The following is a 13,213-nucleotide window of genomic DNA, read 5'->3' as shown; positions in this document are numbered from 1 at the left end:
GCAGAAGGTAACTGGCATAGTGGGAGAATTAGACTCACCACTATGCCCTGTTCCACTTAAAGAAGTGGAGGAATTCAACCTAAAGGGATAAGTTAGAAGTAGTTTTATCCTTCTGCCCTCTGCCCTCTGCCCTCTGCCTTCAAGGGCGAAGCCCCGTTAAATCAGCAACGCCAGGTTTTTCACTAAAAAAGCCCATTTGTCAGCAACCTCTTCAATAATCTTCGTCGTCGGTTTGCCTGCTCCATGTCCTGCTTTGGTTTCAATCCGAATTAATACAGGATTTCTGCCTTCGTGAGCTGCTTGCAAAGCCGCAGCAAATTTAAAACTATGAGCTGGCACCACTCGATCATCATGATCTGCAGTGGTAATCATGGTTGCGGGATAAGCTGTTCCCGCTTTGAGGTTATGCAAGGGAGAATAACTATAAAGAGTTTTAAAATCTGTTTCATGATCAGGATTGCCATATTCGGCACACCAAGCCCAACCAATAGTGAATTTGTGAAAGCGCAACATATCCATGACTCCAACTGCTGGCAGAGCCGCTGCAAAAAGATCCGGTCGTTGGATCATACAAGCGCCTACTAATAGTCCTCCGTTACTCCCACCCGCGATCGCCAATTTCTCCTGACGAGTATATTTATGCTCAATCAACCAAGTTGCCGCACCGATAAAATCATCAAACACATTTTGCTTGCGCTCTTTCATGCCCCCTTGATGCCAAGCTTCTCCATATTCGCCACCGCCTCGGAGATTCGCCATAACATAGATCCCACCCATTTCTAGCCAAACCAGATTGCTAACCGAAAAACTGGGAGTCAGCGAAACATTAAATCCGCCGTAGCCATAAAGATAGCAAGGATTATTGCCATCTAGTTTGATGCCTTTTTTGTAAGTGATAAACAAGGGAATTGCCGTCCCATCTTTGCTAGGGCAGAAAACCTGTTCAGTTAAATAATATTCAGGATTAAAATCTACTTGAGGTTGGCGAAAAACCTTAGTTTCTCCTGTCACCATATCATAGCTATAGATTGTGGCAGGAATCGTAAAGCTGGTGAAAGTATAAAAAGTTTTGCTGTCGAATCTTTTACCCGCAAAACCCCCAGCCGAACCAATCCCAGGTAAGTCAACTTCTCGGATGAATGATCCGTCAAGAGCGAATATTTTAATCTGCGATCGCGCATCTTTGAGATAATTCGCCACAAATTGATTATTGAGTAATCCCACCCCCCGAAGTGTTTCCCTGCTTTCAGGGATAATTTCTTGCCAATGAGCTTTGTCGGGGTTCGTAAGATCAATCATGATCACCCGACCACGAGGAGCATCCAAATCAGTGAGTAGCCATAGGCGATCGCCATCATTATCGATCACATCGTAACTAGCTTCAAATTCACTGATCAGCTCAATCACTTCGCTCTGGGGTTGGGATAAATCTTGATAGAAAACTAAATTTTTACGATCTGTCCCCTGCCACACATTAATAATTAAATATTTTCCATCTTCTGTGACTTCTCCCGCAAAACCCCATTCTTTTTGCTCAGGGCGTTCATAGATTAAGAGATCTTCAGCTTGTTCTGTCCCCAAACGATGATAATAAAGTTTTTGAAAATAATTAACATCTTCTAACTTAGTAGCTTCATTGGGTTCCTCGTAGCGACTATAAAAGAATCCTTGATGATCTTTTGTCCAGGAAGCTCCCGAAAATTTGATCCATTTTAACTGGTCTGATAACTGATCACCTGTAGTGACATCCTTAACAAAATACTCAACCCAATCCGAACCCGCAGTTGATAAGCCATAGGCAAGATACTGACCATTCTCGCTGATGGCAATTCCGGCCAGAGCTATCGTGCCATCTTCGGAGAGGCTATTGGGGTCCAGTAAAACCGTCGGTTCAGCATCCAAAGAGTCTAGAGTATAAAGCAGATTTTGATTTTGTAAACCATCATTCTTAAAATAAAAATAGCGATCGCCTCTTTTAAAAGGGCTAGAATATTTCTCGTAGTTCCAGAGTTGCGTGAGTCGAGACTTAATATCTTCCCTACTAGAAATCTGAGATAAATAATCTGTGGTCACTTTATTTTGAGCTGCAACCCAAGCCCGAGTCGCCTCCGAGTCAGGATCTTCAAGCCAGCGATAAGGATCTTTGACTTCTATGCCATGATAAATATCGCTTTGTTGATCTTGAGCTGTTTCAGGATAAGAGAGACTTTCATTGGGAAATGACATTTTGATATTGGATGTAAATTGTGTAAACAAAGCAGGCTTCTACAATATTTGATTAATTTTTAACTAACTTGGGAACGATAAAACCAATAACTGAATTACTGCTCACCAAATGAATAAAGTATTCAATCCAGTTGAAACGTTATTAAATTCCGCGGATCTAAATAATACTGGCTATCTTGAATTTGTTGCAGAATCGCTTTCTTGGAGAGTTTATCTGCAATCGGGGAAACTTAAATATGTCGAGTGTTCTTTACAATCACTGTCCCAATTGAAATATTATCTATTGCGACAAGAGTGGAATGCTCCTGTCGTAGCGCTCAAAGACCTTCCCCAATCCTATTTTAAGGCTGAAGCAGATCCGGAGAATAAATCATTTAACAATGGATTTTATCAACAAGTTATTCCTTGGCTATTAGCAGAGAAACATCTCTATCACTCTCAATTTTTGCAGCTCATTGAGGATATTACTCAAGATTCCCTGGAGTCTTGTCTTTGGCTAAGAGAAGGGGTAGTTTCTTGGCACGAAGGAGAATTAATTCCCTCTTGGCTACAAGCGGAAACTAACGATTCCTTATCTTTTGATATTCCAGATTTAGTTAATTTCCTAGAGGAAAGACTAAAAAAATGGCAAAGTTGCGGTTCCGAATTAACTTCTCCCCATCAACGTCCCTATTTTCTAGATTACCGAGATATTGATAAGGTTCCGACCTGGGGCGTATTATCTCAAAAAGTATTACTCAAACTTGCCAATATTATGCGCAAAGGATTGAGCTTTCGCCAACTTTCAATTGTTCTCCAAAAAGATGAAATTCATGTAGCACAACTACTATCGCCATATATTGAGCATCACAAAATCCACCTGCGGAATCCTCAATCTCCTTTGGATCGACTTCCCACTATTCCACCTGCTCCTTCGAGGGAGGAAGTAGCCAGTCCCGTCCCAGAACCAGAAGTCCTTAAGCATAAAGTGGTTTGTATTGATGATAGTCCGACGATCCTCAATGAAATTCAACGTTTTCTTGATCAAGAGCGATTCGAGGTCACCGCCATCAGTGATCCGGTTAAGGCTTCTTCGATTATTTTTCGGTTGGAGCCTGATTTGATTTTACTAGATATCACGATGCCCCGAATTAATGGCTATAAACTTTGTGGGCTATTACGGAGTAGTCAAGTTTTCGATGAAACGCCAATCATTATGGTGACTGGTAATACTGGCATGATCGATAAGGCTAGAGCCAAATTAGCTGGAGCTACTGATTATTTTACCAAGCCTTTTACTCAAGAAAGTTTAATGACAATTATTGAAAAACATCTAAATTAGAAAAAAGTTTTAGTTACTTACTTTTGTTCGAGAAAGTTACTCAAGAAAATTCAATTTTTCTATTATCAACCCTACTAAAATTCCTAATAAAAAATTATGAAAACAATTTTAATCGTCGATGATGTACCATCTCAATTGGATATGATGGCTAACTATCTAACCAATGCTGGCTATAACATTGTCAAGGCCAATGATGGCCAAGAAGCAATTGATAAAACATTGCAAAGTAAGCCTGATATTATTGTGACTGATTGGATGATGCCCAAAATGGGAGGCTTGGATATCTGCCGTCAATTGAAAAAAAATCCTGAAACGGCTGAGATCCCCATTGTTGCTTGTACGGCAAAAAACAGAGATGTCGATCGCATGTGGGCGATGAAACAAGGGGTCAAAGCTTATGTGACCAAGCCCTGTACTCAAGAAGAATTGGTCGGTGCTGTTCAAGGATTAATCGGATAGACAATAATAATGTCAACATCTACTCCTGCTTCCAAGGTTCAAGAAATCTTACCTCAATTATTTGAAGCTAGCCTAACACCAGGGAAGCCTTACATTCAGTTTCAACTCACAGAGACGATTACGGCTTTAATTCCCCTAGAGCAGGTACATGAGTCGCTCATAGTCGAAGCAACAGCAGTTTCTCTATTGCCTAGTATGCCTGAGTCTGTCATGGGCATCATGAGTTCTCGTAATCATGTCTTTTGTGTGATCGATTTGGCTCAATTATTGATGTTGCCATCGACTTTAATAGCTTCTCGGCAATATCAAATTATTGTAGTGCGAGTATTGCCTAACAAAACAGCCTCAGAATCTTCTGTAAAAGGCGATTCTTTTCTAGGAATTGCTGTTAGCCATCTCCAGGAAATTACTCGTTTAACTGAGGAAAAATTTCAATCGCCCACGGTCGATTTTCCCAGTAGCCTGAATCCTTATGTTCTTGGTGCTGTCAATATTGGAGAACAGCAAATGCTAGTTTTAGATCCCCAAGCGATCGCTACAGCGGCAACTCTTTACGCAAGTCAATCATAGTTTTTCCGTTTCAATTTGATTATAAAAAATACGCAAATCCACCTGTGATCATGAAAAAATCAGTAACTAATCCCCAACTAGAGGCCAACAACACGATTTCTCAACAATTTCAAAAGAAAAATACATTACGAAATCGTTTACTAATAACTATTTTGCCGGCGGTATTAATGCCTCTGGCAATTGCTAGTGCGATTGGCTATAGCATCACAGAAAGCAGGATGGAAACCCAGGCTTTGTCGGAACTTGAAAAAAATACTCTGCTAACTGGTAAGACAACTACCACCTTTATCAAAGATTCATTTAAGATTCCTAATCTCGTCGCAGTAAATCCCCTCGTGATTGAGGCGATGCGAGCTGGGACTCAAAAGGCTCAAACTCAGGGTTTACCTAAGCAATCGATTGAAGCTGTCGAGCAACAATTTGCTGATACAAAACTTTTGGAGGTTGATAAAACTCTCAATCAATATTTAGAACAAGTCGTACAATCGACTAGTAGTGTGGAGATCTTTTTCACCGAGCGCAATGGCTTTAATATTGCCTTCAGTAATGCGACTTCTGACTTTGTGCAACGAGATGAAGGTTGGTGGCAAAATAGTCAAAAAAATGGACAGGCTGTTGATGAGCCAGAATTTGATGATTCAGCTAATGCGGTAGTCGTGGCTATCTCTAAGGCAGTAACAGATCCTCAAACAGGTGACTTCTTAGGCGTAATTAAAACTGGGATTCCCGTTACCGAGTTGGATTCCAATATTGCGACTTACCTATCTGCGGGATTGAAAGAATCTCAAACTGTGCAAGTGGTTGATTCTGAAGCTGGTTCTCTAATGACGACAATCAACTCTGATGGCTCTGATCCAGAAAACCAGGAAGTAATCGGTGGCGAAACAATTTTTAATGTCGCAAAAACTCTCAGGGATTCAGCTCAGAGTTCTAATAGTGATTTGGCGCAACTTAAACAGTTGCTTCAAGAAGAGGGGAATTTTGACAATATCAGTATCCAACAAAAGGAGTTTTTCTCGGAAATTTCTATGGTGGCTCAATTGGAATATCAGGGAAAAGTTTTTAGTTTTTCAACTATTCCCAATACTGATCTAGTCGCAATTGCAGCGGTAAATTCAGCAGAAATAGCGGCAGCAGGTCGCAATTTACTGACGGTTTTTGCTTTAACCGCAATTATTCTCGGTTCTGCCTCTTTATTCTTGATTATTCTCTTAGCACGTCAGTTATCGAAACCTTTGACTGAGTTGTCGGAAAAAACTCAGCAGGTAGCAGAGGGGAATTTAGATGTACAAGCCGAGCTGCAAGGTACGATAGAAACCATGACCTTGGCATATAGTTTTAACAGTCTGGTAAAGCAAGTTAAAGATCTACTAGAAAATCAAAAAGAACAAGTTGTAGCTGATGAGCAACGTCAGCAAAAGGAAAAACTAGAACAAGATATCTATGGCTTGATTGATGAAGTTAGCGACGCTCTCGAAGGAGATTTGACAGTCAGAGCTAGTTTAGACTCTATGGAGTTAAGTACTGTTGCTGATATTTTCAATGCGATTATTGATAATCTACAGGAAATTGCGATCGAAGCCAAACAATCTACTGGTCAAGTCGGTTCGTCTCTGAAAGCAAATGAATCAGCAATTCGGCTGTTGGCGGAACAGGCGATCGCTGAAGCTCAAGAAACTCGTGCAACCTTGACCTCAGTTGAACAAATGTCCCAATCTATTCAAGAAGTAGCCGCCAATGCGGGTCAAGCTGAAAAGATTGCTGATGATACCTACAATACTGTGCAACAAAGCAGTAGCGATATGGAGAAGACAGTAGATAGTATTATCAATCTACGGACAACAGTAGGCGAAACAGCAAAAAAAATGAAGCGATTAGGAGAATCTTCCCAGAAGATTTCTCAAGTAGTTTCTTTCATCGAAGAAATTGCCTTAAAAACCAATGTCTTAGCGATTAACGCTAGTGTGGAAGCTGGTCGTGCTGGGGAACAGGGTCATGGTTTTACTATTGTGGCAGAACAAGTGGGCGCTTTAGCTGCACAATCGGCAGCAGCAACTAAAGAAATTGCCAGCATTGTCGCAGCAATTCAGAGAGAAACGCAAGAAGTAAGCCAGGCTATGGAATCAGGTACAAGTCAAGTTGTCGAATCTACTCGTTTAGTCGAATCTACTAAACAAAGTTTGGGGCTAGTACTGGAAAAATCTCAGGATATTAACCAACTGATGCGCTCAATTTCTCAAAAAACAATATCTCAGACAACCACTTCACAAACTGTTACCAATTTGATGCAGCAGATAGCTGAACTGTCGGAAAAAAGTTCCAAGTCTTCTAAAGAAATTGTGCAATCAATGGTTGAAACAGCTCAAGTAGCCCAAAATCTTGAATCCACTGTTGCTAAGTTCAAAGTCAATAGTGATAGTGATTAAATAAGACAAGTAAAAAGTCAAAAATCACTTTTGACTTAACTACCTATTACTTATTACTTATTACTTATTACAAATGGATACAGAACAACAAATTCGGCTTAATTTTTTGGATGAGGCAGAAGAGTATTTTGATCTCATAGAATCCAATCTTTTGGGACTAGCAAATACAGTTATCGATCCGCAACAAATAGATCTGATGTTGCGCTCTGCTCACTCGATCAAGGGAAGTGCAGCGATGATGCATTTTGAGACTTTGAGTCGAGCAGCTCATCGCCTAGAAGACTTTTTCAAAATTTTGCGGGTTCGCTATGCTTCTGGTTCAGTAGAGACCAAAGTGGAAACTTTGCTCCTCGAAAGTCTAGATTGTCTCCGCCAGATTCGCAATCTTAATCATCAAGGACTAAATCTTGGAGATTCTGAGTTTGAGGTTCAGGCAGTCGATATCTACACAGCGCAAAGCGAACCCCTATTTGAGCAATTACGTGGATATTTAGGCGATTTACAAACTTCTGATGAAAATGCGCTCCTGTCTCAGGACGGGGATATCAACCCAGCTTTACTGATCTTTGAAGAAGGGGTCGATAGCATTCTAGATCGATTTGAGAACCAGTTAGGTCAACTCAATACGACTGAATTGACTGAAGAATTGGCAATGACAGCTCAAGAGCTAATGGCTTTCGGGGCAATGGCAGATCTTCAACCTTTTATTCAGTTATGCCAATCTATTCAGCAACAAACTGAGACTTTACCCCAGACTAAAATACCGTCATTGGCAGAGCAGGCTTTAAAAAGCTGGAGAAGATCCCATGCTTTAGTTTTGCGAGGAAGCATTACAAAATTACCATCTCATTTAGAGGAGATGGATCTGGCCCACAAAACGAGTGAACCTGTTCAGGAGATGCGATCTCCTCTCCCTGTGGATTCGGTGGACAAGGCGGCGGTAACAAAAAATACTAACTCCAATGCAGATGTTTTATCAGACTTGGAAGCTTTAGAGAGCTTGAATTTTGATGAAACAATAGCAACCGCATTAACGGCTGATAATGAAGAAACAGCTGACTTTTTTGAAGATGATTTTGATCTGGCAAATCTTACAGAATTAAAAGCTGCTTTTGATGTTGAAATACCTGATGTGGAGAGCCCGGAAGTATCTCCTACAAAATCTATTGCCCAGGATCAAGAACAGCCTATCAAGTACGGAAATGTAATTCAACAGTCTCAAGCCATCTCTGAGTCTACAGAGCAGTCTTTTGAAAAGATGGTGCGAGTTCCTTCGGCACAATTGAGACAATTTAATAATTTATTTGAGGAATTGATTTTAGAACGCAACTCCATCAATCTGCGATTGCAACAATTAGAAAATATAACTCTATTGATGCGCCAAAGAATGTCTCAAATAGAACGCTCTAATGATAATTTAAAACAATGGTACGATCGCGCTTCTGTTGAAGGATTTTTACCTGGCAGTGAACCACAGCTAACCCATTCAAATGTTTCCAGCAATAGGACAGATCGTTTTGATGCTTTAGAAATGGATCGTTACAGTGATGTTCATGTTATTTGCCAAGAGCAAATTGAAACCGTGGTGCAACTTCAAGAGGTGACAACCGATATTGAGTTGGGACTACAGGAGATGAACCAAGCAGTCCGCGATTTTAACCATACAACCAAGTTATTACAAGGTAATGTGACTCGTACCCAGATGGTTCCTTTTGCCGAAATTGTCAAAAGATTTCCTCGGGTAATTCGGGATCTTAATCTGCAATTTAACAAACAAGTACAGTTAAAAATTGAAGGGGAGAATACGCTGATTGATCGCTCAGTGATTGAAACCCTTAGTGATCCTTTAATTCATCTATTGCGCAATGCTTTTGATCATGGGATCGAAGATGCCGCCACGAGAGTTGCCGCAGGTAAACCGAAAGAAGGAACGATTACCCTCAAAGCAATTAATCAGGGTACGCAAACCGTAATTACCCTGACTGATGATGGTGGTGGAATCTCCCTCGATAAGATTCGCGATCGCATTCGCACCATGGAAATTCCCGAGGAATATATTGCTCAAATGGCGGATTCTGAAATACTGGATTCGATCTTTGAACCTGGATTTAGTACGGCCCAACAAGTAACTCAACTTTCGGGAAGGGGAGTGGGCATGGATATTGTGAGAACCAATCTCAGAGAGGTTCGGGGTGATGTTCAGGTCGATACCGAGCTTGGGAAAGGAACTATTTTTACCCTCAAAATTCCTTTTTCTCTCTCAATTTTGCGAGTTGCGATCGCAGAAAAAGCCGGTATTTTATTTGCCATCCCCGCCAATAGTATTCAGGAATTATTACCTTTCCAACCTGAGCAGATCTCAATTGTCGAAGACCAAAAACAAGTTATTTGGCATCAAGAAAATATCCCTTTAATTCAGATAGAAAAAACCTTGATTTTTCGCCGACAAAATAATAGTTTGAACTTGACGGGAAATCCTATTATTGATCGACCAATGGCCCTTGTAATAGAAAGTAAAAATGGATTTTCTGGACTAGAAATTGGTCGTTTTTGGGGTGAGGAAGAAGCTACTATTAGACCGATTGAAAGTCCCCTTCCTTTGCCTCCTGGGGTGGTGAGCTCTATGGTACTTGGAGATGGAAAAGTAATTCCTCTGATTGATCCTGTACAGCTCATCGAAGCTTGCTTAAAACATGATGTCACTACTCGAAAAGAAGAGCCTAAAACTTCTGCTTTAGAAGTGAGCAGTAACACGATCTTGATTGTGGATGACTCGATCAATGTCCGCCGCTATTTAAGTTTAAATTTGGAAAAAGCAGGCTACAAAGTTGAGCAAGCGAAAGACGGCCAAGAGGCAGTAGATAAACTCCTGGGAGGTCTTGTTGTTCAAGGAGTTATTTGTGATATTGAAATGCCTCGCCTTGATGGCTATGGAGTTCTCGAAGAATTAAAAGAGCGATCGCAGTTTCAAAATCTCCCCATTATAATGCTCACTTCTCGTAGTAACGAAAAACATCGAAAATTAGCAATAAATTTAGGAGCTTCAGCCTATTTTTCCAAGCCCTATAATGAGCAAGAATTACTCCATAAATTAGCTGAAATAGTAAAAACAAACTAAGTCTATAAAAGAGATACATCAGCGCCATCTTCAGGAATTATACGTAACAAAAGACAATACTTAAAATTATGGTCTTTAAATACTGATTTTTACTGAGGTCAATTAATTTTATTGCCTATATAAATTGGTGGGGAAATTAAAACTTAAATTTGGTTTTGGTTTCAAGAAAATTTATAGAGAAATTTTAAAATTATGTCTGATGTTCAAGTAACCGTAAAGATTGAAAATCTAGCCCCAGATCATGGTATATATTTAACTCCTTTTTGGGTAGGTTTTCATAATGGGAATTTCGATACTTTCGATTTTAATCGACCGGCAACTACAGGGGTAGAAAGACTCGCCGAAGATGGCGACACTAGTCAACTTTCTGCCAGATTCATCCAAAGTGGTGTCGGAAGTCTTGATAGCACAATTCTTGGCGGAGATGATGGAGTTATTGCCCCAGGAGAAACAGTTGAAGTCACTTTTACTCTAGATAATGAAGATGCTAAAAGTCGTTACTTTAATTTTCTTTCGATGGTGATTCCTTCTAATGACGCTTTCATTGGCAATCATAATCATCGAGATTTTCCCATATTTGATGAAGAAGGAAATTTTCTAGATCTAAAATTAACCATCAACGGAGATCAGGTTGCTGATGCGGGAACAGAAGTCAACGACGAATTAGAAGCCAACACAGCTTTTTTCTCTCAAGCAACTCCCAATACAGGAACTACTGAAGATGGTCTTGTTAGACTACATGCAGGCTTTATTGAGGGTGGACGGATTTTAAGTGAAGATGGTAGCTCACCGAATGCCCCTGCGAGTTTTACTGGTGCAGACTTTACTGCCGATGGCTACCAGATTGCTGAAATTACGGTTACCAGTAGCGATGCACCACGACTGCCCATCAGTCTTTCTTCTCTCGTAGATGACGAGCAAATAGTAGGGGCTGGGGTTTCTGATGGAACTGGCTCGGCCAATTTGGTACTTAATGACGCTGGGGATGCCTTAGATTATCAGTTGACCCTGACCGATTTAGACTTTGGCGCCAATGGTTTAATCCCAGGAGGAGCACAAACCCCAGATGATCCGAATGATGATGTTACTCGGATTCACATTCGTAATGCGGCTAGAGGAGCTAATGGAGAAATAGCTTTTTCTATATTTGACACTGTTACGCCTTCCTTGGGTAATGAAGTAGGAGTTCCCGGGAACCAGGATGAGGATTTGGTGATTACCCCTAACAGTGATGGTTCTGTTACGCTCACTGGGGTTTGGGAGTCGACAGATTCTTCACGAGTTCCTTTGAGTGAATATGTGACCGATATTCGTAGTACGGGGGAAGATGAGGATGTCGATTTATATTGGAATGTCTATACAGAAGAGTTCCCTGGCGGATCAACTCGTGGGCAGCTAGTAGTTGATAATGATGGTTCTATTTTAACTGAAGATGATTTTGCTCGTCCCATTTACCGTTTTCAAAATCTTAATGCTCGGGGAACTTATCTTTATGTGGCAACCCAAGAAAGGGCCAGTGTAATTAATAATTTCCCCAATTTTGAGGAGGAAGGAGTCGCCTTTCATGTTTCTTTAGAACCACGAGAAGATTTCATTCCTTTATATCGTTTTCAAAGTCTTTTAGTTCCTGGAACTTATATTTATGTTGGAGACGAAGAAAGAGCAGATATTTTGGCGAACTTTAGTGAGAGTTTTGGCGAAGAAGGTTTAGCTTTCTATGTTTATGGGGCAGGTGCGGAACAGGGGCTTCCTTTTTCAAGATTTCACAATAATAATTTCCCCGGCACCTATCTTTATGCTGCTGGAGAAGAAGCTAACAATATTAGAACTAATTTCCTTAACTTTGACGATGAAGGGATTGCCTTTGAAGCATTATAAATTAGGTGTTAGGTGTTAGGTGTTAGGTATTAGGTATTAGGTATTTGGTCTTTTACCTTTTACCTTTTACCTCTCAAAACCTTTGATTGCAAATCAGTGGACATTTGCGGAGATACAACAATCATTGGAAAAGTTTGAAACCCTTACTTTTCAAAACTTTTGACTTTTGACTTCCCCATCAGGGACACTCACTATATTCAGCCTAGGAAAGAGCCATTTGGCTTATTATCATCTCAGTATTCTGGCTGATGTTTACATTTCTTTTCATAATCGAACAACTAACGACAAGATTTTTGACCTAACTTTGACAAAAGTTTAAATATTATTTACTAGATATTACATAGACTAAATAGTATTCAACTATACTGTCTAATTGTACAAAAATTGCTCTAGGAAAAACTAAATCTTATGAAGAAATACATCGCAGAATTAATTGGGACTTTTTGGTTAGTCCTGGGAGGTTGTGGCAGTGCTGTTTTAGCGGCTGCAGTCCTTAAGACTGGTAGTGAAGGGGAAATAAGTGGAGTCTTTAATATAGGCTTGGGTTACCTTGGTGTATCCTTGGCTTTTGGTTTGACTGTGCTTACTATGGCCTATGCGATCGGGCATATTTCCGGTTGCCATCTTAACCCTGCTGTTTCCTTTGGTTTATGGGCCGGCAAACGCTTTCCCGGTAAGGATTTACTACCCTATATTGTGGCTCAGGTTATTGGTGCTACTTTAGCCGGTGCAATTATCTACCTAATTGCTAGTGGCAATGGTGCTGACTTTATGACAGGTTCTAACCCCTTGGCTACTAATGGTTATGGAGTACATTCTCCTGGTGGTTATGGATTGTTTGCTTGTTTAGTTACAGAAGTTGTCTTGACTTTCATGTTCTTATTCGTCATCTTAGGAGCAACAGATCTTCGCGCACCTGTGGGTTTTGCCCCTATTCCTATTGGTTTGGCGCTTACTTTAATTCACCTGATTAGTATTCCTGTAACCAATACTTCTGTTAATCCTGCTAGAAGTACAGGTGTTGCTTTATTTGCTGGAACTGAGTTGTTTAGTCAACTATGGTTGTTCTGGCTAGCACCAATTGTTGGGGCTATTCTTGCTGGTTGGTTATATAATAGCGTCTTTGCAGAGGATATAGCAGATCAAGCGATGGCGGATGCTTTGACAAGCAGTGAATTTCAAGCAGAACAAGAATCCAATGTTTAATTCATTCAT

General features: G+C 40.5%; 8 protein-coding genes. 7 read left to right on the top strand and 1 reads right to left on the bottom strand.

All coding sequences use genetic code 11. The features are described from left to right. Positions 1-156 precede the first annotated feature (156 nt). Positions 157-2,226 carry a prolyl oligopeptidase family protein gene (locus tag XEN7305_RS08975; protein WP_006509081.1) on the bottom strand — a complete coding sequence of 690 codons (2,070 nt, stop codon included), beginning with the start codon at positions 2,224-2,226 and terminating at the stop codon, positions 157-159. Positions 2,227-2,335: 109 nt separating this feature from the next. Here XEN7305_RS08975 and XEN7305_RS08970 point away from each other — a divergent pair, with 109 nt between their 5' ends. The 7 genes from XEN7305_RS08970 (at position 2,336) to aqpZ (ending at position 13,204) form a co-directional block, all read left to right on the top strand. Continuing rightward, entirely contained in the window at positions 2,336-3,547 is a 1,212-nt protein-coding gene (locus tag XEN7305_RS08970) for a response regulator (RefSeq protein WP_006509080.1), read from the top strand. A gap of 96 nt (positions 3,548-3,643) precedes the next feature. Then, positions 3,644-4,006: a PleD family two-component system response regulator gene (locus XEN7305_RS08965; protein ID WP_006509079.1), complete on the top strand. Its 363-nt coding sequence runs from the start codon at positions 3,644-3,646 to the stop codon at positions 4,004-4,006. 9 nt (positions 4,007-4,015) lie between these two features. Continuing rightward, on the top strand, positions 4,016-4,576 hold the full coding sequence (locus XEN7305_RS08960) for a chemotaxis protein CheW (protein WP_006509078.1): 561 nt from the start codon (positions 4,016-4,018) through the stop codon (positions 4,574-4,576). A gap of 50 nt (positions 4,577-4,626) precedes the next feature. Further along, positions 4,627-7,002, top strand: coding sequence for a methyl-accepting chemotaxis protein (locus XEN7305_RS08955; protein ID WP_006509077.1), 2,376 nt, complete (start codon positions 4,627-4,629; stop codon positions 7,000-7,002). 73 nt (positions 7,003-7,075) lie between these two features. Continuing rightward, positions 7,076-10,120, top strand: a complete 3,045-nt coding sequence (locus XEN7305_RS08950; RefSeq protein WP_006509076.1) for a hybrid sensor histidine kinase/response regulator — start codon at positions 7,076-7,078, stop codon at positions 10,118-10,120. A 192-nt stretch (positions 10,121-10,312) separates the two neighbouring features. After that, positions 10,313-11,998 carry a spondin domain-containing protein gene (locus XEN7305_RS26555; RefSeq protein ID WP_006509075.1) on the top strand — a complete coding sequence of 562 codons (1,686 nt, stop codon included), beginning with the start codon at positions 10,313-10,315 and terminating at the stop codon, positions 11,996-11,998. Between the two features lie 408 nt (positions 11,999-12,406). After that, positions 12,407-13,204 (top strand): aquaporin Z, encoded by a 798-nt coding sequence (gene aqpZ, locus XEN7305_RS08935; RefSeq protein WP_006509074.1) that lies wholly within the window; start codon positions 12,407-12,409, stop codon positions 13,202-13,204. The last annotated feature ends 9 nt before the right edge of the window (positions 13,205-13,213 follow it).

It is taken from the genome of Xenococcus sp. PCC 7305, from assembly GCF_000332055.1.
Taxonomy (GTDB): Bacteria; Cyanobacteriota; Cyanobacteriia; order Cyanobacteriales; family Xenococcaceae; genus Xenococcus.
Note: the sequence above shows the minus strand (reverse complement) of the source record. Positions and strands in the feature narration are given on the sequence as shown.

Coding starts and splice junctions, on each gene's coding strand:
- XEN7305_RS26555 (WP_006509075.1), top strand. CDS start 10,313: ATGTCTGATGTTCAAGTAACCGTAAAGATTGAAAATCTAGCCCCAGAT.
- XEN7305_RS08960 (WP_006509078.1), top strand. CDS start 4,016: ATGTCAACATCTACTCCTGCTTCCAAGGTTCAAGAAATCTTACCTCAA.
- XEN7305_RS08955 (WP_006509077.1), top strand. CDS start 4,627: ATGAAAAAATCAGTAACTAATCCCCAACTAGAGGCCAACAACACGATT.
- XEN7305_RS08975 (WP_006509081.1), bottom strand. CDS start 2,226: ATGTCATTTCCCAATGAAAGTCTCTCTTATCCTGAAACAGCTCAAGAT.
- XEN7305_RS08970 (WP_006509080.1), top strand. CDS start 2,336: ATGAATAAAGTATTCAATCCAGTTGAAACGTTATTAAATTCCGCGGAT.
- XEN7305_RS08965 (WP_006509079.1), top strand. CDS start 3,644: ATGAAAACAATTTTAATCGTCGATGATGTACCATCTCAATTGGATATG.
- XEN7305_RS08950 (WP_006509076.1), top strand. CDS start 7,076: ATGGATACAGAACAACAAATTCGGCTTAATTTTTTGGATGAGGCAGAA.
- aqpZ (WP_006509074.1), top strand. CDS start 12,407: ATGAAGAAATACATCGCAGAATTAATTGGGACTTTTTGGTTAGTCCTG.